24 protein-coding genes are annotated in these 24,772 nt (G+C 52.8%); 17 read left to right on the top strand and 7 right to left on the bottom strand.

Annotated elements, in window-relative coordinates; genetic code table 11:
- Positions 1-48 precede the first annotated feature (48 nt).
- Complete coding sequence (gene greB, locus OGX91_RS07940; RefSeq protein ID WP_286625895.1) at positions 49-522, bottom strand: transcription elongation factor GreB; 474 nt, start codon at positions 520-522, stop codon at positions 49-51.
- Positions 523-747: 225 nt separating this feature from the next.
- Here greB and ompR point away from each other — a divergent pair, with 225 nt between their 5' ends.
- Both ompR and envZ read left to right on the top strand, forming a co-directional pair.
- Positions 748-1,467, top strand: coding sequence for an osmolarity response regulator transcription factor OmpR (ompR, locus tag OGX91_RS07935; RefSeq protein ID WP_001157751.1), 720 nt, complete (start codon positions 748-750; stop codon positions 1,465-1,467).
- Positions 1,464-2,816: a two-component system sensor histidine kinase EnvZ gene (envZ, locus tag OGX91_RS07930; RefSeq protein WP_040231728.1), complete on the top strand. Its 1,353-nt coding sequence runs from the start codon at positions 1,464-1,466 to the stop codon at positions 2,814-2,816. The genes ompR and envZ overlap by 4 nt, the downstream gene beginning before the upstream one ends.
- 74 nt (positions 2,817-2,890) lie before the next feature.
- Here envZ and pckA read toward each other — a convergent pair whose 3' ends face one another.
- On the bottom strand, positions 2,891-4,513 hold the full coding sequence (gene pckA / locus OGX91_RS07925) for a phosphoenolpyruvate carboxykinase (ATP) (protein ID WP_005121629.1): 1,623 nt from the start codon (positions 4,511-4,513) through the stop codon (positions 2,891-2,893).
- A 378-nt stretch (positions 4,514-4,891) separates the two neighbouring features.
- Here pckA and OGX91_RS07920 point away from each other — a divergent pair, with 378 nt between their 5' ends.
- Positions 4,892-6,610, top strand: a complete 1,719-nt coding sequence (locus OGX91_RS07920; protein ID WP_199947419.1) for a DUF4153 domain-containing protein — start codon at positions 4,892-4,894, stop codon at positions 6,608-6,610.
- 93 nt (positions 6,611-6,703) lie between these two features.
- On the opposite strand, the gene hslO is transcribed toward OGX91_RS07920, so the two are convergent.
- The 4 genes from hslO to igaA form a co-directional block, all read right to left on the bottom strand.
- Positions 6,704-7,582, bottom strand: coding sequence for an Hsp33 family molecular chaperone HslO (gene hslO, locus OGX91_RS07915; protein WP_005121631.1), 879 nt, complete (start codon positions 7,580-7,582; stop codon positions 6,704-6,706).
- Between the two features lie 24 nt (positions 7,583-7,606).
- Positions 7,607-8,008 (bottom strand): ribosome-associated heat shock protein Hsp15, encoded by a 402-nt coding sequence (hslR, locus tag OGX91_RS07910; protein ID WP_048213553.1) that lies wholly within the window; start codon positions 8,006-8,008, stop codon positions 7,607-7,609.
- 10 nt (positions 8,009-8,018) lie between these two features.
- Positions 8,019-8,687: a GMP/IMP nucleotidase gene (yrfG, locus tag OGX91_RS07905; RefSeq protein ID WP_048213552.1), complete on the bottom strand. Its 669-nt coding sequence runs from the start codon at positions 8,685-8,687 to the stop codon at positions 8,019-8,021.
- Between the two features lie 62 nt (positions 8,688-8,749).
- Positions 8,750-10,885: an intracellular growth attenuator protein IgaA gene (gene igaA, locus OGX91_RS07900; protein WP_149691830.1), complete on the bottom strand. Its 2,136-nt coding sequence runs from the start codon at positions 10,883-10,885 to the stop codon at positions 8,750-8,752.
- A gap of 322 nt (positions 10,886-11,207) precedes the next feature.
- Between igaA and nudE the strand changes: the two genes are divergently transcribed.
- Positions 11,208-11,768, top strand: a complete 561-nt coding sequence (gene nudE / locus OGX91_RS07895; RefSeq protein ID WP_040231782.1) for an ADP compounds hydrolase NudE — start codon at positions 11,208-11,210, stop codon at positions 11,766-11,768.
- A gap of 112 nt (positions 11,769-11,880) precedes the next feature.
- Here the strand turns inward: nudE and mrcA are convergent, their stop codons facing one another.
- A complete protein-coding gene (gene mrcA, locus OGX91_RS07890; protein WP_286625893.1) occupies positions 11,881-14,433 on the bottom strand; it encodes a peptidoglycan glycosyltransferase/peptidoglycan DD-transpeptidase MrcA in 2,553 nt (850 codons plus the stop codon).
- Positions 14,434-14,553: 120 nt separating this feature from the next.
- On the opposite strand from mrcA, the gene OGX91_RS07885 reads away from it, so the two are divergent.
- The 13 genes from OGX91_RS07885 to trpS all read left to right on the top strand — a co-directional run bounded on the left by OGX91_RS07885 (position 14,554) and on the right by trpS (position 24,738).
- Positions 14,554-15,333 (top strand): type IV pilus biogenesis protein PilM, encoded by a 780-nt coding sequence (locus tag OGX91_RS07885; RefSeq protein ID WP_040231734.1) that lies wholly within the window; start codon positions 14,554-14,556, stop codon positions 15,331-15,333.
- The gene (locus OGX91_RS07880) at positions 15,333-15,872 is read left to right on the top strand and encodes a PilN domain-containing protein (RefSeq protein WP_040231735.1); all 540 of its coding nucleotides are present in this window, start codon (positions 15,333-15,335) and stop codon (positions 15,870-15,872) included. The genes OGX91_RS07885 and OGX91_RS07880 overlap by 1 nt, the downstream gene beginning before the upstream one ends.
- Positions 15,856-16,266 (top strand): FtsB/FtsL family cell division protein, encoded by a 411-nt coding sequence (locus tag OGX91_RS07875; protein ID WP_286625890.1) that lies wholly within the window; start codon positions 15,856-15,858, stop codon positions 16,264-16,266. The genes OGX91_RS07880 and OGX91_RS07875 overlap by 17 nt, the downstream gene beginning before the upstream one ends.
- A complete protein-coding gene (locus OGX91_RS24195) occupies positions 16,214-16,324 on the top strand; it encodes a HofO family protein (RefSeq protein ID WP_502873345.1) in 111 nt (36 codons plus the stop codon). Before OGX91_RS07875 ends, OGX91_RS24195 begins: the two co-directional genes overlap by 53 nt.
- The gene (locus tag OGX91_RS07870; RefSeq protein ID WP_072041457.1) at positions 16,314-16,718 is read left to right on the top strand and encodes a HofP DNA utilization family protein; all 405 of its coding nucleotides are present in this window, start codon (positions 16,314-16,316) and stop codon (positions 16,716-16,718) included. The genes OGX91_RS24195 and OGX91_RS07870 overlap by 11 nt, the downstream gene beginning before the upstream one ends.
- Positions 16,630-17,868, top strand: coding sequence for a DNA uptake porin HofQ (hofQ, locus tag OGX91_RS07865; protein WP_005121641.1), 1,239 nt, complete (start codon positions 16,630-16,632; stop codon positions 17,866-17,868). Before OGX91_RS07870 ends, hofQ begins: the two co-directional genes overlap by 89 nt.
- Before the next feature lie 404 nt (positions 17,869-18,272).
- Complete coding sequence (gene aroK, locus OGX91_RS07860) at positions 18,273-18,794, top strand: shikimate kinase AroK (protein WP_003023552.1); 522 nt, start codon at positions 18,273-18,275, stop codon at positions 18,792-18,794.
- 57 nt (positions 18,795-18,851) lie between these two features.
- Entirely contained in the window at positions 18,852-19,940 is a 1,089-nt protein-coding gene (gene aroB / locus OGX91_RS07855; RefSeq protein ID WP_286625887.1) for a 3-dehydroquinate synthase, read from the top strand.
- A gap of 96 nt (positions 19,941-20,036) precedes the next feature.
- Positions 20,037-21,341 (top strand): cell division protein DamX, encoded by a 1,305-nt coding sequence (damX, locus tag OGX91_RS07850; protein WP_286625886.1) that lies wholly within the window; start codon positions 20,037-20,039, stop codon positions 21,339-21,341.
- A 117-nt stretch (positions 21,342-21,458) separates the two neighbouring features.
- The gene (gene dam / locus OGX91_RS07845) at positions 21,459-22,295 is read left to right on the top strand and encodes an adenine-specific DNA-methyltransferase (protein WP_040231742.1); all 837 of its coding nucleotides are present in this window, start codon (positions 21,459-21,461) and stop codon (positions 22,293-22,295) included.
- A gap of 17 nt (positions 22,296-22,312) precedes the next feature.
- A complete protein-coding gene (gene rpe, locus OGX91_RS07840) occupies positions 22,313-22,990 on the top strand; it encodes a ribulose-phosphate 3-epimerase (RefSeq protein ID WP_040231743.1) in 678 nt (225 codons plus the stop codon).
- On the top strand, positions 22,983-23,741 hold the full coding sequence (gene gph, locus OGX91_RS07835; protein WP_182289714.1) for a phosphoglycolate phosphatase: 759 nt from the start codon (positions 22,983-22,985) through the stop codon (positions 23,739-23,741). The genes rpe and gph overlap by 8 nt, the downstream gene beginning before the upstream one ends.
- Positions 23,734-24,738, top strand: a complete 1,005-nt coding sequence (trpS, locus tag OGX91_RS07830) for a tryptophan--tRNA ligase (RefSeq protein ID WP_286625885.1) — start codon at positions 23,734-23,736, stop codon at positions 24,736-24,738. Before gph ends, trpS begins: the two co-directional genes overlap by 8 nt.
- Positions 24,739-24,772: the final 34 nt, after the last annotated feature.

The raw sequence follows: 24,772 nt of genomic DNA, 5'->3' as shown, positions 1-24,772 counted from the left end.
ACTGGCAAAAATGCCAGTCATCTGCAGGGGCTTCGGATTGTTCCGGTCTCACTTCACGTATTCGATCTCGTTCACGTACCAGCTGGCTTCCCCGGCAGGGGTGTTCACCACCGCGAGATCGTCGACCTCTTTTTTCAGCAGCGCACGCGCCATGGGGGAATCGATAGAGATGTAATCCTTACGGCCAAAGATTTCATCGTAGCCGACAATGCGGAATTTACGGATATCGCCATCGTCGTTTTCAATCTCGACCCACGCGCCAAAGAAGACTTTACCCTCTTGCTGCGGGGAGTAATCGACAATTTTCAGATTCTCCATGCACTTGGTCAAATAACGGACGCGACGGTCAATCTCGCGCAGGCGCTTTTTATTATACTGGTAGTCGGCATTTTCGCTGCGGTCGCCCAGACTTGCGGCCCAGGTAACCTTCTTGGTGACTTCCGGGCGCTCTTCACGCCAGAGATAATTGAGCTCTTGTTTGAGTTTTTCATACCCTTCACGGGTTATCAGGGGCGTTTTCATCTTATTGTTTTACCTTCGACTCTGTGATGATGCGCACAATTAGTATTACATGAGCATATCAACAGAATAAATAATGTATTGCGAGAAACATTGTATACTTAAGCTGCTGTTTAATATGCTTTGTAACAATTTAGCCTGGAATTCATACCAGAATTCGCTGGTGACTCACGCTAGCTTTCTTAAGAATATACACTTAATTGTTGCGAACCTTTGGGAGTAATAACAATGCAAGAGAACTATAAGATTCTGGTGGTCGATGACGACATGCGCTTGCGTGCGCTTCTGGAACGTTATCTGACCGAGCAGGGCTTCCAGGTTCGAAGCGTCGCAAACGCTGAGCAGATGGATCGTCTGCTGACCCGTGAGTCCTTCCACTTGATGGTTCTGGATTTAATGCTGCCGGGGGAAGATGGCCTGTCAATTTGCCGCCGCCTGCGCAGTCAAAGCAACCCGATGCCGATCATTATGGTGACGGCGAAGGGCGAAGAGGTTGACCGTATCGTTGGACTGGAAATCGGTGCTGACGATTACATCCCGAAACCGTTTAACCCGCGTGAACTGCTGGCGCGTATTCGCGCTGTGTTGCGTCGTCAGGCGAACGAACTGCCGGGCGCACCTTCTCAGGAAGAAGCTGTTATCGCTTTCGGTAAGTTTAAGCTGAACCTGGGGACTCGTGAAATGTTCCGCGAAGATGAGCCTATGCCGCTCACCAGCGGTGAATTTGCGGTGCTGAAAGCGTTGGTAAGTCACCCACGTGAACCGCTGTCCCGCGATAAACTGATGAACCTGGCGCGGGGTCGTGAGTACTCTGCGATGGAACGTTCCATCGACGTGCAGATTTCTCGTCTGCGTCGTATGGTGGAAGAAGACCCGGCGCATCCTCGTTATATTCAGACCGTATGGGGTCTGGGCTATGTTTTTGTTCCGGACGGTTCTAAAGCATGAGGCGAATGCGCTTCTCGCCACGAAGTTCGTTTGCTCGCACGTTATTGCTTATCGTCACCTTGCTGTTTGCAAGCCTGGTGACGACCTACCTTGTGGTGCTGAACTTCGCGATTCTGCCAAGCCTCCAGCAGTTTAATAAGGTCCTGGCCTACGAAGTCCGTATGCTGATGACTGATAAACTGCAACTGGAGGACGGTACGCAACTGGTAGTGCCACCTGCATTTCGTCGGGAAATTTACCGTGAGCTCGGTATTTCCCTCTATTCCAACGAGGCCGCTGAAGAAGCCGGTCTGCGTTGGGCGCAACACTATGAATTCTTAAGCCATCAGATGGCACAGCAGCTGGGCGGCCCGACGGAAGTCCGCGTTGAGGTGAACAAGAGCTCGCCTGTCGTCTGGCTGAAAACCTGGCTGTCGCCCAACATTTGGGTACGCGTGCCGCTCACTGAAATACATCAGGGTGACTTCTCACCGCTGTTCCGCTATACGCTGGCGATCATGCTGCTGGCTATTGGTGGCGCGTGGCTATTTATCCGTATTCAGAACCGACCGTTGGTGGATCTTGAACATGCGGCGTTACAGGTGGGGAAAGGCATTATTCCGCCGCCGCTGCGCGAATATGGCGCCTCTGAGGTGCGCTCTGTTACCCGAGCCTTCAACCATATGGCCGCCGGCGTAAAGCAGTTGGCCGATGACCGTACGTTGTTAATGGCGGGCGTGAGCCATGATTTACGCACCCCGCTTACGCGTATCCGTCTGGCGACGGAAATGATGGGCGAAGAAGACGGATACCTCGCGGAGTCCATCAACAAGGACATCGAAGAGTGTAATGCCATTATTGAACAGTTCATCGATTACCTGCGCACTGGTCAGGAGATGCCGATGGAGATGGCCGATCTGAACTCGGTATTAGGTGAAGTGATCGCGGCAGAAAGTGGTTACGAGCGTGAAATCGATACTGCATTACGCCCTGGCGTCATTCAGGTGAAGATGCACCCACTGTCTATCAAACGCGCGGTTGCTAATATGGTGGTTAACGCCGCCCGTTACGGTAATGGCTGGATTAAGGTCAGCAGCGGTATGGAAGCGCATCGCGCCTGGTTCCAGGTGGAAGATGATGGCCCAGGCATCAAGCCGGAGCAGCGGAAACATCTGTTCCAGCCGTTTGTCCGCGGTGACAGCGCGCGTAGCACCAGCGGTACGGGGCTGGGACTGGCGATTGTACAGCGTATTATTGATAACCATAACGGTATGCTGGAAATTGGGACCAGTGAGCGAGGTGGGCTGTCGATACGCGCCTGGCTTCCGGTTCCTTTCACGCGCGCGCAGGGTATCACGAAAGACGTATAAGAAAGGGAGGCGAAATGCCTCCCTTTTTGTTGCTGTAGACCGGATATGGCGAAACCGCTATCCGACGCTTTTCGTTACAGCTTCGGTCCGGCGCTAACCAGTGCTTCACCCGCAGGGGTGTCGGTGTATTTCTCGAAGTTCTCGATAAACAGTTTCGCCAGCGCGTTGGCTTTTTCCTGCCACTGCTCCGGAGACGCGTAGGTATTACGCGGATCGAGAATGCGCGTATCCACGCCTGGCAGCTCGGTCGGGATTGCGAGGTCAAACATCGGCAGACGGAACGTTTCCGCATCATCCAGCGAGCCGTTCAGAATGGCATCGATAATCGCGCGAGTATCTTTGATAGAGATACGCTTACCAGTACCGTTCCAGCCGGTGTTAACCAGATATGCCTGCGCACCTGCCGCCTGCATGCGTTTCACCAGCACTTCTGCGTACTGCGTTGGGTGCAGCGACAGGAATGCCGCGCCAAAGCAGGCGGAGAAGGTTGGCGTTGGCTCAGTTACGCCACGCTCGGTGCCAGCCAGTTTGGCGGTAAAGCCAGACAGGAAGTGATACTGCGTTTGATCTGCCGTCAGACGAGAGACCGGCGGCAGTACGCCAAATGCGTCGGCGGTCAGGAAGATGACTTTGGTGGCATGACCCGCTTTTGACACCGGCTTAACGATATTGTCGATGTGATAAATCGGGTAGGAAACGCGGGTGTTCTCGGTTTTGGAACCATCATCGAAATCGATGGAGCCATCTTCGCGCACGGTGACGTTTTCCAGCAGGGCATCACGGCGGATCGCGTTGTAGATTTCCGGCTCAGCATCTTTAGACAGTTTGATGGTCTTCGCGTAGCAACCGCCTTCAAAGTTAAACACGCCGTCGTCATCCCAGCCGTGTTCGTCATCGCCAATCAGGCGGCGTTTCGGGTCGGTGGACAGCGTGGTTTTACCGGTACCGGACAGGCCAAAGAAGACCGCCACATCACCTTTTTCACCGACGTTTGCTGAGCAGTGCATCGATGCAATGCCTTTCAGCGGCAGCAGGTAGTTCATGACGGAGAACATACCTTTCTTCATCTCGCCGCCGTACCAGGTGCCGCCAATTAACTGAATGCGTTCCGTCAGGTTAAACGCCACGAAGTTTTCGGAGTTCAGACCCTGTTCTTTCCACTGTGGGTTAGTGCATTTTGCACCGTTCATCACGATGAAATCAGGTTTGAAATCAACCAGTTCTTCGTCGCTCGGGCGGATGAACATGTTTTTGACAAAATGTGCCTGCCAGGCGACTTCGGTAATGAAGCGCACGGCAAGACGGGTATCCGCATTAGCACCGCAGAAAGCATCAATGATAAACAGACGTTTGCCGGAGAGTTGATGGGTGACTAACCCTTTCAAATGCTGCCAGGTTTCCTGGGAAAGCGGTTTGTTGTCGTTCTTACCTTTACCTTTGTCTGACCACCAGAGTGTGTCTCGTGTGGTGTCGTCACGGACAATGTACTTATCCTTTGGCGAACGTCCGGTAAAGATACCGGTATCAACTGCAACGGCGCCCAGATTCGTTAACACGCCACGCTCGTAACCTTCCAGGTTTGGATCAAGTTCTTCCTGATAAAGCGTGTCGTAGTCTGGATTGTAAACGATATCCTGAACGTCATTGATACCATAAGCCTTGAGATCTTGCGGGGTTAAACTGTTGTTCACACGCATTTCACTGCTCCTTAGCCAATATGTATTACCTGGAATAGTAAGGTTTTTTAGGGATTGCTAACCGCGACAAGGCTCATAGATTTACGCATCCGGTAATTCCACGAATAACCGAATACGCTGCGACTCCTGTCACAAAGAGGCGGATATTATGGCAGGAAACCCTTTTTTGTTGTGGAAAATGTTCTTAAAACGTTAATGGATAGTGTTTTTGGCGGGAATCTTGTGAGTGTAATCGCATTCACGTAAGAAAATAACGTAACTCATACATAAACAATATCGATTCACTTCCCGTCGCTTTAGTCTGAAATCAGCCTGCCAATGCTCAAAATTGTGAAGTTGATGCGATAATTAGCTTTTCCCTTCATTCTGGAAACTGACATGGATAGTGCTGAAATTTCACGTACGACGCGTTTGGGCATGATATTTATCGGCCTGTTGCAGGGGGCATTATGCTACCTGCTGATGACATATCTGGTTCCCCATAACGACGACTGGCTGTTCTATGGCATGCCTGCGACGATTGCGATCACCTCGGCACTTTTGCTTACTGTCGTTTCTTTCAAACAACGCGCGCTGTGGTACTGGATGGCGCTGATCTTTGTTGTGGTGCTGGCGATGAGCGTCTGGCTAAAGTGGCAAGTCGAGGACAGTGATAAGTGGCGGCAACATGAAGTTTTTATGTTCTACGGTTGGCGCTTACTGCTGATGGCGATGCTTGCCTTGCCCTGGATTCAGTACTCGCTTCATGTCTCTCGTGAGCAGGCGCGTTACCCGCATTTTTATCGGCAATTGTGGCTTAATGCGTTGACGTTGCTGATTGTCTTTGTCGCCAACGGCCTGTTCTGGCTGGTGCTCCTGCTATGGAGCGAGATGTTTAAGCTGGTCGGTATTCCCTTCTTCAGCACGCTCTTCTTTGATACCGACTGGTTTGGCTATGTGGCCTTTGGTCTGATTACCGCACTGGCAGTGGTACTGGCGCGTACGCAGTCGCGTCTGGTTGCTGCGGTGCAAAAGTTGCTGACGTTCCTTGCCACGGGTTTACTCCCGTTGGTTGCACTGTTAGCGCTGGTGTTTATGCTGACCCTGCCTTTTACCGGACTGGACGCTATCTCACAGCGCGTGTCAGCGGCTGGCCTGATGTCAACGCTGACGCTGCTCCTATTGCTGTTGATGGCTATCGTGCGTGAACCGCACAAAGAGGCGTTACCCTATCCTGGCGCGTTACGCTACCTGATCAAATGCTCTCTGATTGTCGCGCCCATCTATATGCTGATTGCCGGTTGGTCACTGTGGGTGCGAATACAGCAGTACGGTTGGACGCCTGAGCGTTTGTATAGCGTGCTGGTGGTCGTGGTACTGCTGGTATGGTCGTTTGGCTATCTGGCCAGCATTTTACGCCGCGGGCGCAATCCGCTTGAGCTTCAGGGGCCGGTCATTCTTGGCGTTTCGTTGCTGGCGTTGGGGCTGTTGGTTCTGCTGTCGTCGCCGGTTATTGATGCCTGGCGTATTAGCGTCAACAGCCATATGGGGCGCTACTACAGCGGGAAAATTACGGCTGACCAGGTCAGTCTGTATATGCTGGATCACAGCGGAAAACCCGGTCGCGCCGCACTGGAAGCATTACAAAAAGACGATGCCTTCAACAAAGACAGCAAGCGCAGGCGTGATTTGAATGCCATCCTGCGGGGGCACCGCGATCTGGTAAATGAGCTGACGGCAACGCAGTTAGCGCCGAAGGTGATGATTGCACCGGGAAGCAAGAATCCCGATGACGCGTTTTGGACTTTTTTAAAGGGGCAGCGCTACCGGATCGCCTCCTGTATTGAGCAGGAGGCGTGTGTGCTGGTGGATCAGGATCTCAACGCGGATGGGCAGCCCGAGCAAGTATTGTATGTTTTTGGCGATGGGGAGAGCCTGGTCTTTGGCGTTAAGGAGAACAAATGGGTGTTGATTGCGACAGCCCGGCTACCGGAGGGATTCAATAAGGATCAACTGCTGCAGGCGCTGGTGCATCATCAACTGGATTCGGCTCCCAGAGTCTGGCGGGATATCACCATAAATGGTAAACGACTGCCGATGACTTACTACAATGAGTGAATCTGTTGCCGGATAGCGGCGCGAGCGCCTTATCCGGCCGACAAAAGTTTTACCGTAGGCCTTAAAGCTGCGCGCCACCGGGCAAAACGGTGATTAATGCACCTGTGGATCGGCAGGGGAGGCGTTGCTGCGGATCTCTGCAATATCCATGGCGTTAAACAGATAGTGGCTACCGCAGTAATCGCAGTGCATATCGATCTCGCCTTCTTCCGCCAGAATGCTGTCAACTTCTTCATCCGGCAGCGTTTTCAGAGCGCCCGCGCAGCGTTCGCGTGAACAGGTACATTTGAACTCCACATCCTGCGGATCGTAGAGGGTGACTTCTTCTTCGTGGTACAAACGCCACAGAACTTCGTTGGCTGGCAGCGTCAGCAACTCTTCGGCTTTGATGGTTTCTGTCAGTGCTGCAAGGTGATCGAAATCATCTGCCTGCGCGTTTTGCGCTGGCATGACCTGCAACAGCATACCGCCAGCAGCAGGTTTACCGTCGACGTCGCCAGTACGGATGAACAGACGCGTCGGCAGCTGTTCTGAACGCATGAAGTAATCTTCCAGGCAGGCCGCCAGCGTGTCACCTTCCAGACCGACCACGCCCTGATAGCGCTCACCTTCTTCCGGGGTAATGGTGATCACCAGGTAGCCGTTGCCCACCAGGGTTTTCAGATCGGCATCTTCAGGGATATCGCCCTGTATACGAGCCACGCCGCGCATCTGTTGGTTGTTGTTGCCATTAATTACCGCCAGGCTCAACGGACCGTCGCCCTGCAACTGCACAGTGATATCACCGGCAAACTTCAGCGTTGCGGTCAGCAGGCTGGTGGCAACCAGCAGCTCCGCCAGCACGGTTTTGACCGGCTGTGGGTAAGTATGATTTTCGAGGATCTGTTGCAGGGTTTGTGAAACGGTTACCAGTTCGCCGCGCACGGCAAAGTTTTCAAACAGATAACGATGTAATTGGTCATGTTGCGGCATAATCATCTCTCTTGCAGGTGACAGTCACTCGCTGTCGCCGTGTTTAAATCGTAACAGGTCGCGGCGCTCTTTTTTGTCCGGTCGCCTGTCCGGGTGCGGCATGGTTAACGCGTTAAGTTTACGCGCCAGCGCCATTTTTTCGCGTTTTTCCACGCTTTCCGCGGTTTCTTCATACAGCATAACGGCTTCAGTTGCCGGGCGACGCTGCTCGCTAATGGCTTTAATAATGACCGTTCGTTCGTCATTTCCCTGGCGCAGGGTGAGGGTGGCGTTCAGCTCGACAATCTTACTCGGCTTGCTGCGCTGCCCGTTGTAATGCACCTTACCGCCTTCAACCATTTCGCGGGCGACTGCGCGCGTTTTATAAAAGCGTGCTGCCCACAGCCATTTATCCAGCCTGACTTCGACAGGGGGCTTTTCTTTCATGGCGTCTCCTTCACATCAGTGAGGGGATCAGTCGGCGGTAGTCATTCAATGACGGATGACGTGCATACTGTTTTTCCGCTGTACCGGAGTCGGGATTGGTTACGCCGAGGCAGTAACGAATGCCGAATTGAGCAGCGGCGTCGAGAATCGGTTCGCTGTCGTCAATAAACAACGTCTTCTCTGCACTCATTCCCGTTTCTTCAGCGACAGCGTGCCATAACCGCTGATCCTCTTTGGGATAACCAAATGTGTGGGTGGAAAGTAATAAATCAAGGTGTGAGGCCAGACCGGTATGCTGAAGCTTCACCGCCAGGTTATGCGGATGCGCATTGGTGAGCAAAATACGACGTTTGCCGCTCGCTTTCAGGGCATCAAGGAACGGTACCGTATCTTCACGCAGTACGGCGCGTGGTCCCTGTGCGGTTGTCATGGCGCATATATCCAGACCCAGGCGTTCGCTCCAGTAATCCAGGCAGTACCAGTTTAGCGTATGCTGTACGGCATGATACTGCTGACGAATAAATTCCTGGGCTTCCTGGGGAGAGATACCCTGTTGCGCGCCGTAGGTTTCCGGCACCAGTTTTTGCCAGAAATAGTTATCGAATGCCAGATCGAGCAGCGTACCGTCCATATCCAGCAGAACGGTGTCGACGTCCTGCCAGGCAATATCTATGTGCATGGAAACTCCCCAGAGGAAAACAAGATGCGCGACAGGGTAGCATATTCCGTCGCGCGGGCGTGTTATCGAATCAGGCTTTCTGGGTCTTCAATCAGCGTTGGATTCAGGCAACTCTCGTAATATTCCTGAATCTCCGTGATGCGCGAACGATGACGCTGGTAGCGCCTGCATGCCTGAACGCTGTTGTAGATAGCGCATCCCAGCATGGAGAGCATCAGCAGCGTGGTGCCAAGGTAACGCCATAAACCTGAACGATCCGGGATCCGGTGCAGGCCAATGTGCTGGGTACCGTTGGCGTCGGTCGAGATGTTGGTGACAATCCCTTCAGCGCGAAATGGCGTTTGCATAAGCATCTGGGCAAGGCGCTGGAAAGCGTTCCATTGCTCTTGTGGCGGATAGTCGTACAACGAAGTCGCAGGCCACGGCTGATCAACCAGGTCGCTGCCTTCGTCACTGATAATCAGGAAACCACCGGGGGCAGGGCTATTCAGTGCCTGAGCCGCCCGGGCGGTCTCGCGTGAAATGAACGGTGCCGTTGAGGTATTCACCAGGTTATCCAGTGATTCGGCGCTTACCGGACGCAACAGCACATTCACACCATCCAGTTTCCCGGCGTTTGCTCGCTTAACCAGAGCGTTCCAGTCCTTACTGTTACCCAGGTTAACCAGGGCATTTTTCAGGCGTACGCATTCATCTTCGGCGGCACACAGATCGGCGGTTTTCAGGACAATATCGCCAAAATCATCCAGCAACACCATGCCGGACTTCTGAATGGCTGAGCGTAATGATGAGCTGACGCGAGAGTCATCGTCGGGTTTGGGATGCAGTTGGCGGCTAACACTTTGGGTCAGTGCGGTCGCCTTATTGACCAGGTCGGACTCAGGCAGCGGCAGGGCGCGCGCGTCATTCCATATAATCTGCGAACAATCAAATGGCATAAAAGGTGTCGCGGGTTGTGCGTTCCAGCTCCCCTGAGTGTGGATGTTACACATCCCCGTGCCACTCAGATGCAGCGTGTCGCCCACGCGAACGCCTGCCTTTTCCAGTTGCTTAACGCTGGTGGCCTCAACAGTTTGCGCCCCTTTCATCCAGGAAAGCGTAAGTTTAATTGGCATATCCAACGGAACCCAAAACAGCAGCATTAGCAATACCAGCAAAGAACCGCCGGCAATAACGGCGCTGCGTAGCCAGTGTTGCAACGGGAAGTTTTTCACCTCGTCATGCAAAGATAAAAAACGCCCCTGGCGGACAACATGGCGATCCAGATAGATATCAATATCCGTTTGCTGGCCGAGATCCTGCGCAATGTAAGGCTGCCAGTGTGGTGGATAAATCAGGTCAATAATACCCAGGGAGATATTATTAATTTGCTCCTGATCGTTTTCACCAAACAGCCCCCAGCGACGTGGAGTTCCACGCAGACAGTGGATTTCTCGTAGAGCCGTTTTAGACGGTGGTGCAAACAGGCCCCACAGACCGGCAGCCAGCAGCAACACCGCGCCACCGGCGGTCCACGGTACGAACGTGTCTGGTATGATTAAACAGAAAAAGAACAGCAGGAATGATGCGGCAATCAGTAACGCTTCGCGCAATCCCGACGGGCGGCTGAGAGCGTATTCTTCATGCGTTTCCTGACGAATATTCAGCAGTTCAATCTGCTCGCTTTCTTCACCACGAATAGATGCCTGAGTAGACGCGGTGTGCTGTAGGGCGTAGCCGCGCGCTTCCTGCATATACTCTTTCAACGTATGACCGTTCAACGAGATAACCAGCGGCAACGTATTGGTGTGGATCAGCTCAACGCTGTTTTCGTCATTGATGTATTGTTCCCAGAAGGGAGGCAAATGCACTTCGACGGAGTCGAGATAGTAGCGCCATTTATTCGGATCGTCGGTGGTGATGCCATAGCGCGTAATTGAATGCGTCAGTACGATGACGCTATTACTTTGGGCATTCAGGGTTAACGATACCGGTGCCGAACTGGCACCTGTTGGGCCAGGCACCTGCTGAATTTGACTGAGGTTTTCGAGATAGTTTTCGACCGCGCCACGTTCTTCGGGTGTTAGTTTGCGCTTAGAGGCGTCAGAGAAGACGTTGCTCAACGGTAATTTTTGTTGTCTGAATTTTGATCTGAATCGCCACCCTGCAAGCAATGAGCAGGCCAGCAAAGCAGCTAAAAAAATCAGAATGGTGCTCATGCTTTCCCCATCTTACTTAGTCTGTCAGGCGTGGTCAGTCGCACCCTGTTCAATATTCGTGATTCTGTGGTTGGCTATCGGCAAGTGTGGAGTTGAACTTGAGCATCTTTAAGTACAGCCCAATAAATGCGAATAATAGCAAAATCACCAAAAATGGAATATCAGCAAATTCCTGGAGTTATTTCAACCTATTGACTTTTAATTTGAAATAGGGATTAACTTTTAGTACGTTACATAAATGTAAATAAACGGCAATTCACATTGCCGAAACCGTGCTGTATATCGCACAATAACCCCAGATTTCACAGCAAAGATCCTCATGATGAGCAAATCATTACAAAAACCCACGATTTTGAAAGTGGAAACCGTCGCACAATCCCGGCTGTTTAAAGTCGAAAGCGTGGACCTTGAGTTCAGCAACGGCGTACGTCGTGTTTATGAGCGTATGCGCCCATCCACGCGCGAAGCGGTAATGATTGTGCCGATTGTGGATGATCACCTGATCCTCATTCGCGAGTATGCGGTCGGAACCGAATCCTACGAGCTTGGTTTTTCCAAAGGGTTAATCGATCCGGGTGAAAGCGTGTTTGAAGCGGCTAACCGTGAACTGAAAGAAGAAGTGGGATACGGTGCGAAGGACCTGACGTTTTTGAAAAAACTCAGCATGGCGCCTTCCTATTTCTCCAGCAAGATGAATATTGTGGTCGCTGAGGATCTTTATCCTGAGTCGCTGGAAGGTGACGAGCCCGAGCCATTGCCACAGGTGCGCTGGCCGCTGGCGCATTTGATGGATCTGCTGGAGGATCCTGATTTTCACGAAGCGCGTAATGTCAGTGCGCTGTTCCTCGTGCGCGAATGGCTGAAAGGGCTGGGGCGATTGTAGTTTATATTGCCGGATGGCGGCTGACGCCTTATCCGGCCTACAGAGTTCAGCACTTTCAAATAATTGCGCCGAAAATGTAGGCCGGATAAGCGAAGCGTCATCCGGCAAAAGATTAGAACAACTCGTGCGTCTCACCATTATCGATAATGGTCGTCCCCACCTCATGCACCGCCTGCTGCGTCGGCTGAGTGCCTTCAATGAAATACTCTGCGCGACTGTTGCCACCACTTGCCAGTTGACCAGTGCTGCGATCGATATTGACCGTTACGATACCCGGCGGCGGCGTCAGCGGCTGCTCAGGCACACCTTCCAGCACGGACTTCATGTAGGCATCCCACGCAGGCTGTGCACTCTTCGCGCCACCTTCGTAGCCGGAGATTTGGTCTTTGATCGCGCCGGATGCCGTCGTATGTCCGAGATCGCGACGATGATCATCAAACCCGATCCATACCGAGGTCACAACCCCTGGGCCGTAGCCGGAGAACCATGCATCTTTCGAGCTGTTGGTTGTCCCGGTTTTCCCGCCGATGTCATGGCGCTGTAAATCGCGTCCTGCACGCCAGCCGGTTCCCATCCAGCCTGGTTCACCAAAGATATTGGTGTTCAACGCGCTCTTGATCAGGAAGGCCAGCGGCGTGTTGATGACGTGTGGTGCGTATTCTTGCGTTCCGCTTTGTGCGACCAGCGCCTGGTTAGCTTGTTCCAGCTGTGGCATTGGCACGGCGGCGTTTTGTTGTTCCTGAGATACCGTAACATCTTCAACGTTACTGTTTTCCAGCACGTTAGACTTCTGCGTATCGCCATAAATTACCGGGATATCACATTCCGGGCAGGCAATTTTTGGCTTTGCCTCAAAGATAACGCCACCCATATCACTTTCAATCTTACTGATGAAATACGGGTCGACCAGGAATCCACCGTTTGCCATTACCGCGTAGCCGCGAGCAACCTGCAGCGGAGTGAACGAGGCTGAACCCAGCGCCAGTGATTCAGTATGCACAATGTTCTGTGCCGGAAAGCCGAAACGCTGCAGATACTCTGCCGCGTAATCCACACCCATGGCGCGCATGGCACGAACCATCACCACGTTTTTCGACTGACCCAGCCCCTGACGTAAGCGGATAGGGCCAGCATATTGCGGCGGTGAGTTTTTCGGCTGCCAGTCGGAGCCGGCACCAGCATCCCAGCGGGAGATCGGCACGTCGTTGAGCATGCTCGCCAGAGTCAGACCTTTATCCATCGCGGCGGTATACAGGAAAGGTTTGATGTTAGAACCCACCTGGCGTAATGCCTGGGTGGCACGGTTAAACTTGCTCTGGTTGAAGTCAAAACCACCAACCAGCGCCAGCACCGCGCCGTTTTGCGGGTTGATGGAGACCAGTGCGGAGTTAACGTCAGGCACTTGCGCCAGCCACCAGGCGTCGCCAACCTGGCGTACCCAGATTTGCTGCCCGGCCTGAACCACATCGGTTACTTTACGCGGCGTCGAGCCTTGCTGGGTATCCGAACGATAAGGACGCGCCCAGCGCATACCTTCCATACGTAATGACACCGATGTTCCATCCGCCAACGCAGCGGTTGCTTCCTGTGGGTTGGCGCTGGTGACAACCGCGGGTAGCAACGGGCCGTAGGTCGGTAGCGCTTTTAGCGTATCGGTGATTTTTTTACTGTCCCAACTGCTTTCGCCCACTTTCCACAGCACGTTCGACGGGCCGCGGTAGCCGTGGCGCATGTCGTAATCCATCACGTTGTTACGTACTGCCTGCTGAGCCGCCTGCTGGACTTTGCGCGTAATGGTGGTGGTGATGCGATACCCGTCTTCATAGGCTTTCTCTCCATAACGGTTATACATCTCCTGGCGCACCATCTCGGACAGATACGGCGCTGAGAAAGCGATTTCCGGCGCGTGATAGTTGGCATCGATCGCTTCACTACGCGCCTGATCGTATTGGGCCTGGGTGATGTAGTTTTCGCTCAACATACGCGACAGTACAACGTTACGGCGCGCAGTTGCCCGGTCCATCGAATAGAGCGGGTTGAAGGTTGACGGCGCTTTTGGCAGACCGGCAATCACCGCGATTTCGCTTAAGCTGAGTTGATCCACCGTTTTACCGAAATAGACCTGCGCGGCAGCACCCACGCCATAGGCGCGATACCCCAGATAGATCTTGTTCAGATAAAGCTCAAGGATCTCGTCTTTACTCAGCAATTGCTCAATACGGATAGCCAGGAACACTTCTTTAATCTTACGCATCAGCGTACGTTCCGGACTCAGGAAGAAGTTTCTCGCCAACTGTTGGGTAATGGTACTTGCCCCTTGTGAGGCGTGGCCGGAGAACAACGCGACGCTGGCCGCACGGAAGATCCCCACCGGGTCCACCCCGTGGTGCTCATAGAAGCGGCTGTCTTCTGTGGCGATAAAGGCTTTAACCATTACCGGCGGCATTTGATCCAGCGTAACCGGAATTCGACGTTTCTCGCCATATTGCGCGATGAGTTCGCCGTCAGCACTGTAAACCTGCATTGGGATCTGCAGACGCACATCTTTTAGCGTCGCGACGTCAGGTAATTGTGGCTCGATATAGCGATAGAGGCCATAGATCGAGCCTGCTCCCAGCAGGATGCAACATACTGCAAGGATTAATAAATACTTTACGAACTTCACTGGAGATTTCCCATTTAGTGGCATTTGGGCAGTTTATAAACAAACGCGCGGTAGTATAAAGGCAAGCCAGACGCATTGATATACCCGTGGAAGGAACGGGTGATAAGGAGATCATCAGCAATGGCTTTTCGTATATGGAAAATTGGTCTGCATATTCAGCAACATGACGTGCTGGCTGTCGCTATCGTCCGTGACGCATCCGGTTGGCTCCTACAACGCTGGTGGCGTATGCCGTTGGCACATCAGGTTGTCGTTGATGGGCTCATTCGTGAGCCGGAACAGCTTACTGCGGTGCTCCTGCCGTGGAGCCGTGAGCTACCGCACAGGCACCATATTCACCTTTCTTTTCCGGCCAACAGGACGTTACAAAAAAAGTTACCCCGTCCAGCAATGGCTCTGCGCGAACCAGAGCAAACGGCATGGTTGTCTGGGGCAATGGCTCGCGAACTGGATATGGAGCCGGATGCGCTGCAGTTTGATTATAGCGAAGACACGCTAAGCCCGGCGTTCAACGTGACGGCGGCACAAAGCAAAGAAATATCGGCACTCCTGACACTGATGCATCCCCTGAAAGTACAGGTTACGGCCATTACGCCGGATGCCAGCGCGTTACAGCGATTAATTCCCTACCTGCCAGAACATCAACAGTGTCTGGTCTGGCGTGATGACGCCCAGTGGTTATGGGCGACCCGTTCGGCATGGGGACGTAAATCAACGGGGGAAATTGACGATATCGACGCGCTTGCCGCGGCATTATCTCTTTGCCCTGCGGATATTGCGCTATGTGACGCCGGTGGTTTTGATCCTTTAAATGCGGTGTCCGTTCGCCAGCCACCGATTCCTACGGATAGCCACAACTTTGCTGTTGCGCTTGGGCTGGCGATGGGAGGTGTGTACTGATGACGGAGACCATCAATCTTTTGCCCTGGCGTCAGTCACGGCGGTATGACCGTCTGCAATGGTGGGGAGCGTTATTGAGTGGATCTTTACTGGCTATTATGGGTATCGCATTGGGTTATTACGCGCTTTCTCGCGTAGATAATCGGGTCGATGTACTGCTGGCTGATGCCGAAAAAATACGGGCTGAAACCCTGATAGCGCTCAAGCCGCGCCTGCAACAGCGTCAACAACAATGGCAGCAGGCGCAACAAAGAGAAAAACGGCGTGAACAGATGCGAAGCTGGCAGTCTGTTTTACAAGGGGTGGCCGGGTTGCTGCCAGAACAGGCGTGGTTAACAGGAATGACCTGGCAGCAGGATACGCTGGAGCTGACAGGGCTGACGCTGAACGTTGCTGCGCTTCATAGACTGGAGTCGCAATTACGTAAACACCCTGGTTTTCAGTTGGGAAGCTCAGGGGAAACGCGACAAGATGCGCAGGGACACTGGCAGTTTCACTATCGTCTGATACGGAGCGTTATGCATGCAGACGCTTTGTGATGGCTGGTTAGCGCAGACGCCGCGGTTTCGACTTTTGTGCTGGGGCGGCTGGATGTTGGTTCTGATCGCAGCTGCGCTGTTGTGCCTTTATCCTGCAGAGCAGCAACGCAAAGCGCAGCAGGCAGCATTAGTCCGTCAACGCGTGGCGATTCAGGAACAATGGCGCAATCTGTATCTGCTGGCGTCATCGGTTGAACAGCCCTTTTCTCCTTCTGAAGCGAGGCCGGTTCCTTTTTCCCCATTGGTATATCAAAGCTCTCTTACACGTCTGATCCACTGGCAACCCCTCCGTACGGGGAGGCGAACTGGCGCTGAAAACTGCGTGGGATGCGGTCCCACAGGTGTTTGCCCGACTGGCGGAGCAGGGGATGAGTACGAGTCAGTTTTCTCTTAGTGCAGAAGATGCTGACGTGTTGTTGACGATACAGCTGGAGCGTCTGAATGATGACTAAGCGCTGGCTGTTCGCGTGTTTTAGCGTGCTGCTATTGACCGGCATGCGCAATCCCTTTCAGCCACCAGAGGATCTCTGCCGGCTGGCTGAGTTGTCGGCATGGCGTTATCAGGGGGCGGTGATCCAGGGAGGGCGCTCAATTGGTTTTATGCAGGATGGTCAACACAAATGGCGGAGGGTCGAGCAACGAGATGTTCTGAATAGCATCTGGAGGGTATCTCAGGTGACAGCCCAAAGCGTAACTATCGACACAGGGAACGATTGTGAGCCATCACGGTGGCAGTGGCAACGACAAGGAGAGGCGAATGAAGCGGTGGATAGTCATCGTGCTGATGACCGTAATACCCAGCGTGCTGGCTGGGAAAGCACAAAACGTGACGCTGGTGGTGGATGATGTTCCCGTTGTACAGGTGCTGCAGGCGCTGGCGGTGCAGGAGAAGAAAAATCTGGTGGTGTCACCGGATGTCAGTGGCGTGCTGTCATTGCATCTGACGGATGTGCCGTGGAAACAGGCATTGCAGACGGTGATAAAAAGCGCCGGACTGGTGTTACGTCAGGAGGGAAACATCCTGCATGTGCATACTGTACGCTGGCAAAACGACAATACAGCCCGTCAGGAGAGTGAACAAGCGCGGATTCAGGCTGGTTTGCCGCTGGAACATCGCAGCATAATTTTGCAATACGCGGATGCCGCCGAGTTGGCAAAAGCCGGTGAAAAACTGCTGAGTACTAAAGGAAGTATAACGGTCGATAAACGTACCAACCGCTTACTGCTGCGAGACAATCCTGTTGCGCTAAACATACTGGAACAGTGGGTGGCGCAAATGGACTTGCCCGTTGAACAGGTCGAGCTGGCGGCGCATATCGTCACGATTAATGAAAAAAGTTTGCGTGAGCTGGGGGTGAAGTGGTCGCTGGCAGATGCACAATTGCCAGGGGCGGTGGGGAATGTCACCACGCTTGCCAGCGATCTTTCCGTGTCTACTGCAACATCGCGGGTGGGATTTAATATTGGCCGCATTAATGGTCGTTTGCTGGAGCTTGAGTTGTCCGCATTGGAGCAAAAACAGCAGCTCGACATCATTGCCAGCCCTCGATTACTGGCTTCTCATCTGCAACCTGCCAGTATTAAGCAGGGTAGTGAAATCCCGTATCAGGTCTCCAGTGGTGAAAGCGGCGCGACTTCCGTCGAATTTAAAGAAGCGGTGCTGGGGATGGAGGTAACGCCGACTGTGCTGCAGAAAGGGCGGATCAGACTGAAACTGCATATTAGCCAGAATGTCCCCGGGCAGGTGCTACAGCAGGCTGATGGCGAAGTGCTGGCTATCGATAAGCAGGAAATTGAAACCCTGGTGGAGGTTAAGAGCGGTGAAACGATCGCGTTGGGCGGGATTTTTTCACATAAAAATAAATCAGCCGCTGACAGTGTGCCGTTACTCGGCGACATTCCGTTGCTCGGCCATTTTTTTCGTCATGATGGTAAAGAAGATGAGCGGCGTGAGTTAGTGGTTTTTATCACGCCCAGACTGGTCCCAACAGAATAACTTATGCATGAAAACCCGTTGTTTTTGCGCTGAACACGTTTCAGAGATTTGACGTGCGGGTGTATTTAGCATACAAGGAGTACCGATTTGAGTGTCGGGACTTTTCTTTACTTATGCAGCAGTGAATACGCTTTGCCTTTCCGGTGGTGTGTCATAGGCTTATTTGGCGTCATTTGGCTACACGACACGTCGTCAGGTCAGATGTTTGCAGGGTAGCATGCCTGCCACGACCAGAAATGCGTAAGGTTTGGTGATTTATTCAGTTGCCAAACCCGCTTGAGTATTGAGATAATTTTCAGTCTGACTCTCGCAATATCTTATGAGGTTTCAGTTCATGTCCTGCTGCGCTGGGTGTCTGCGAAGCGGGTTTACCATTAACGAATAGTCTTAGTAGTACCGAAAAAATGGCAGAGAAACGCAATATCTTTCTGGTTGGGCCTATGGGTGCCGGAAAAAGCACTATTGGGCGCCAGTTAGCTCAACAACTCAATATGGAATTTTACGATTCTGATCAAGAGATTGAGAAACGAACCGGAGCTGATGTGGGCTGGGTCTTCGATGTAGAAGGTGAAGACGGCTTCCGTGATCGCGAAGAAAAAGTCATCAACGAGTTGACGGAAAAACAGGGTATTGTGCTGGCAACTGGCGGTGGCTCTGTAAAATCACGTGAAACACGTAACCGTCTTTCCGCGCGTGGCGTCGTGGTCTATCTTGAAACGACAATTGAAAAACAACTTGCACGTACTCAACGTGACAAGAAACGCCCGCTGCTGCAGGTAGAATCGCCGCCGCGTGAAGTTCTGGAAGCATTGGCTGACGAACGCAACCCTCTGTATGAAGAGATTGCCGACGTGACCATTCGCACCGACGATCAGAGCGCGAAAGTCGTAGCAAACCAGATTATTCATATGTTGGAAAGCAACTAGTTCTGGCTGAATACACACTCGTCTGCGGGTACAAGTAACTAAGGTGGATGTCGCGTAATGGAGAGGATTACAGTCACTCTCGGGGAACGTAGTTACCCTATCACCATCGCGGCTGGTTTGTTTAATGAGCCAGCTTCATTCTTACCGCTGAAATCGGGCGATCAGGTTATGTTGGTGACCAACGAAACCCTGGCTCCCCTTTATCTCGATAAGGTTCGCGGCGTACTTGAACAGGCGGGTGTTAACGTAGATAGCGTTATCCTTCCCGATGGCGAGCAGTATAAAAGTCTGACGGTTCTGGATACGGTCTTCACTGCGTTACTGCAAAAACCGCATGGTCGCGATACCACGCTGGTCGCACTTGGCGGCGGCGTGATTGGCGATCTTACCGGTTTTGCAGCAGCCAGCTATCAGCGTGGTGTTCGTTTTATTCAAGTCCCGACAACGCTGTTGTCGCAGGTTGACTCCTCCGTAGGCGGTAAAACCGCCGTAAACCATCCCCTCGGTAAAAACATGATTGGCGCGTTTTACCAACCAGCTTCCGTGGTGGTGGATCTCGACTGTCTGAAAACGCTTCCTGCGCGTGAATTGGCATCGGGCCTGGCGGAAGTGATCAAATACGGCATCATCCTTGACGGTGAATTTTTCAGCTGGCTGGAAGAAAATCTGGACGCATTATTACGTCTGGATGGTCCGGCAATGGCGTACTGTATTCGCCGTTGTTGTGAGCTGAAAGCAGAAGTTGTCGCAGCGGACGAGCGCGAAATGGGCTTACGTGCTTTACTGAATCTGGGACACACGTTTGGCCATGCTATCGAAGCTGAAATGGGTTATGGCAATTGGTTACATGGTGAAGCCGTCGCGGCAGGTATGGTAATGGCTACCCGCACGTCAGAACGGTTGGGCCAGTTTACCTCCGCTGAAACACAGCGCATTATTACGCTGTTGCAGCGCGCAGGTTTACCGGTGAATGGGCCGCGTGAAATGTCTACACAGGCTTATTTGCCGCACATGCTGCGAGATAAAAAAGTGTTGGCGGGAGAGATTCGTTTAGTGCTTCCGCAGGCGATAGGGAAGAGTGAAGTGCGCGGCGGAGTGTCGCACGAGGTGGTTCTTAACGCGATTGCTGATTGCCAGCAGGCGTAACAACAAGAAAGGTCAGGCTTGCGTTGTAAAGCGTAAGTCTTTTAGCTTCAGGTTATGTGCAAAGTCGTAAGCATTAACCTTTGAGTGGGGTGTTAAATGGATGAATTCAAACCAGAAGACGAGCTGAAACCCGATCCCAGCGATCGTCGTACTGGTCGTTCTCGTCAATCGTCTGAACGCGATAATGAGCCGCAAATCAATTTTGATGATGTTGATCTGGATGCCGATGATCGCCGTCCTGCGCGGGCACGTAAAGAGCGTGATGAAGAGCAGGACATTGAAGAAGACTATGAATCTGATGACGATGTTGTGGATGAAGAACGTGTAGAACGTCGCCCACGCAAGCGTAAAAAAGCGGTCAGTAAACCAGCCTCCCGTCAGTACATTATGATGGGTGTGGGTGTTCTGGTACTGTTGCTGCTGATTGTCGGTATCGGTTCTGCGCTGAAGGCCCCCTCATCTTCCTCTTCCAGCGAACAGGCTGCGCCTGGTGAGAAGAGCATCGATCTTTCTGGCAGCAATGCGACGGATCAGGCGAACACCACAATGCCTGCGACGGGTGCTGAGCAGACCGCTGGCAATACGCAGCAGGATGTTTCTCTGCCGCCGATTTCCTCAACCCCGACTCAAGGCCAGGCTCCTGCCACAGCAGAAGGTCAGCAGCGCGTTGAAGTTCAGGGCGATCTGAACAATGCGCTGACGCAGCCGCAAGGTCAGGCACAGGTTAACAACGTCGTAGTCAACTCTACGCTGCCAACTGAACCTGCTACCGTAGCACCAGTTCGCAATGGCAATGCAGGGCGTCAGACTGCGAAGACTGAGCCAGCAGAACGTACTTCAGCTGCACATCAGGAACGCAAACAGGCTGTTATTGAGCCGAAGAGCAAGCCGCAGACCACGGTAAAAGCGACACCGACAGAGCCGAAACCTGTCGCTCAGACGAAACCGACTGTGACCGCGACCGCGCCGACGACAACAACGAAAGCGCCAGTGGTAACCGCTACACCTAAAGCGTCAACTGAGCCAAAAGCAACGGCAAGCACCGCGCCAGCTCAGCAGACTGCAACACCCGCACCAACGACAGCAACACCGGTTGCTGGTGGTGCGAAAAGTGCAGGGAACGTTGGCGCGTTAAAATCAGCGCCATCCAGTCACTACACGCTGCAGCTCAGCAGTTCCTCTAACTACGACAACCTGAATGGTTGGGCGAAGAAAGAGAACCTGAAGAACTACGTGGTGTACCAGACGACGCGTAACGGTCAACCGTGGTATGTTTTGGTGACGGGCGTGTATGCGTCTAAAGAAGATGCGAAACGTGCAGTGTCTACGTTACCCGCCGACATTCAGGCGAAAAACCCGTGGGCAAAACCGCTGCACCAGGTTCAGGCCGATTTGAAGTAAGATAGGATATGTTCTGCAATGGTTTGCTGTTTCGCCCAATTGCGGGACAAAGACTAAAGCGCAGGATGCTGTCGGAGCTTTCTCCACAGCCGGAGAAGGTGTAATTAGTTAGTCAGCATGAAAAAAAATCGCGCTTTTTTGAAATGGGCAGGGGGGAAATATCCCCTGCTTGATGATATCAAACGGCATTTACCTAAGGGTGAGTGCCTGATTGAACCCTTCGTGGGTGCCGGGTCGGTGTTTCTCAACACCGACTTTTCTCGTTATATTCTTGCCGATATCAACAGCGACCTTATCAGTCTCTATAACATCGTGAAGACGCGTACCGATGAGTATGTGCAGGCTTCACGTGAGCTGTTTATGCCTGAAACGAATCAGGCTGAGGTGTACTACCAGTTCCGGGAAGAATTTAATGCCTGCCAGGACCCGTTCCGACGTGCAGTGCTGTTCTTATATCTCAACCGTTTTGGCTATAACGGGTTATGCCGTTATAACCTGCGCGGTGAGTTTAACGTCCCCTTTGGTCGTTATAAAAAACCCTATTTCCCGGAAGCCGAGTTGTACCATTTTGCCGAAAAAGCGCAAAATGCAGAGTTCCATTGCCTCTCCTATGAAGAGTGCATGGATCGCGCGGATATCAACTCTGTGGTCTACTGTGACCCGCCATATGCACCGCTCTCGGCGACGGCAAATTTCACCGCGTATCATACCAACAGCTTTAGCCCGAAAGAGCAGGCGCATCTGGCCGAGATGGCAGAAAAGTTGGTCAGTAAGCAGATCCCGGTGTTAATTTCGAATCATGACACGCCGGATACCCGCGAATGGTATCGAGCGGCGAAACATTTTCAGGTCAAAGTGCGGCGCAGTATAAGCAGCAACGGCGGCACACGTAAAAAGGTGAACGAACTGCTGGCACTATACAAACCAGGAGTCGCAACGCCTGCGAAAAAATAATTCTCAAGGAGAAGCGGATGAAACAGTATTTGATTGCCCCCTCAATTCTGTCGGCTGATTTTGCCCGCCTGGGTGAGGACACCGCGAAAGCGCTGACCGCGGGCGCTGATGTCGTTCACTTCGACGTCATGGACAACCACTACGTGCCGAACCTGACCATCGGCCCGATGGTACTGAAATCGCTGCGTAAATATGGCATCACCGCTCCGATTGATGTTCATCTGATGGTGAAGCCTGTTGATCGTATTGTCCCTGACTTCGCAGCGGCCGGTGCCAGCATCATTACTTTTCACCCGGAAGCCTCCGAACACGTCGATCGCACTTTGCAACTGATCAAAGAGCATGGCTGTAAAGCGGGGCTAGTGTTCAACCCTGCAACGCCGCTGAGCTATCTGGACTATGTCATGGATAAGCTGGATGTGATCCTGCTGATGTCTGTTAACCCAGGTTTTGGTGGACAGTCCTTTATCCCGCAAACGCTGGATAAGCTGCGCGAAGTACGTCGTCGTATTGATGAGTCTGGCTATGACATTCGTCTGGAAGTGGACGGTGGCGTTAAGGTGAATAACATTGGTGAGATCGCGGCTGCGGGTGCGGATATGTTTGTCGCAGGCTCTGCTATTTTCGACCAACCAGACTACAAAAAAGTCATTGATGAAATGCGCAATGAACTGGCGAAGGTAAGTCATGGATAAGTTTCAGGATATTCGGGGCGTAGCATTTGACCTCGACGGCACGCTGGTTGACAGCGCGCCGGGATTAGCCGCTGCGGTAGATATGGCGCTGTATGCGCTGGAACTGCCGGTGGCCGGTGAAGAACGCGTTATCACCTGGATTGGTAACGGCGCAGATGTCCTGATGGAGCGCGCGCTGGCGTGGTCTCGTCAGGAGCGTGCGACCTTACGTAAAACGATGGGCAAACCGCCCGTTGATGATGATATCCCCGCCGAGGAACAGGTGCGTATTTTGCGCAAGCTGTTCGACAGATACTACGGCGATGTCGCAAAAGAGGGGACATTCCTGTTCCCTGATGTTGCCGACACGCTGGGCGCACTGCATGCGAAAGGATTGCCGCTGGGTCTGGTAACCAACAAACCGACGCCGTTTGTCGCGCCATTGCTTGAGGCGTTAGATATCGCCAAATACTTTAGCGTGGTCATCGGTGGTGACGACGTGCAGAATAAAAAACCTCATCCGGACCCGCTGCTGTTGGTGGCAAGCCGGCTTGGCATCAAGCCTGAGCAAATGCTCTTCGTAGGGGATTCACGCAATGATATTCAGGCGGCAAAAGCTGCTGGTTGTCCATCCGTTGGCCTGACGTATGGCTACAACTACGGCGAGTCGATCGCGCTGAGCCAGCCTGACGTTATTTACGACCGTATTAATGAACTACTGCCCGCTCTCGGGCTTCCGCATAGCGAAAATCAGGAATCAAAAAATGACTAAGCCCATCGTTTTTAGTGGCGCACAGCCCTCAGGTGAATTGACCATTGGCAACTATATGGGTGCGCTGCGTCAGTGGGTGAGCATGCAGGATGACTACCATTGCATCTACTGCATCGTTGACCAACATGCTATCACCGTTCGTCAGGACGCTCAGCAGCTGCGTAAAGCCACGCTGGATACGCTGGCGCTGTACCTGGCATGCGGTATCGATCCTGAAAAAAGCACCATCTTCGTCCAGTCGCACGTGCCGGAACATGCACAGTTAGGCTGGGCACTGAACTGCTACACCTATTTCGGTGAACTGAGCCGTATGACCCAGTTCAAAGATAAATCCGCACGCTATGCGGAGAACATCAACGCCGGCCTGTTTGATTATCCGGTACTGATGGCGGCAGATATTCTGCTGTATCAGACCAACCAGGTCCCGGTTGGCGAAGATCAGAAACAGCATCTGGAGCTGAGCCGCGACATCGCCCAGCGCTTCAACGCCCTGTATGGCGACATTTTCAAAGTGCCGGAGCCGTTCATTCCAAAATCCGGCGCGCGCGTCATGTCGCTGCTGGAGCCGACGAAGAAAATGTCAAAATCTGATGACAACCGCAACAACGTCATCGGCCTGCTGGAAGACCCGAAATCAGTCGTCAAAAAAATCAAACGCGCGATGACCGACTCGGAAGAGCCGCCTGTTGTTCGTTACGATGTGAAAGAAAAAGCGGGCGTCTCCAACCTGCTGGATATCCTCTCTGCGGTCACCGGCCAGAGCATTCCGGAGCTGGAACAGCACTTCGAAGGCAAAATGTATGGTCATCTGAAAGGTGAAGTCGCAGAGGCCGTTTCCGGTATGCTGACCGAGCTTCAGGAGCGTTATCACCGTTTCCGTAACGATGAAGCTTTCCTGCAGAAAGTGATGAAAGACGGTGCGGAAAAAGCCAGCGCACGTGCGTCTGTTACGCTGAAAGCCGTGTATGAAGCTATTGGCTTTGTTGCCAGGCCGTAATACTTTCTGCGTTGCTGAAGAAACCGGGTTACAC

The organism is Citrobacter sp. Cpa228 (assembly GCF_030333085.1).
Lineage (GTDB): Bacteria > Pseudomonadota > Gammaproteobacteria > Enterobacterales > Enterobacteriaceae > Citrobacter > Citrobacter pasteurii.
Note: the sequence above shows the minus strand (reverse complement) of the source record. Positions and strands in the feature narration are given on the sequence as shown.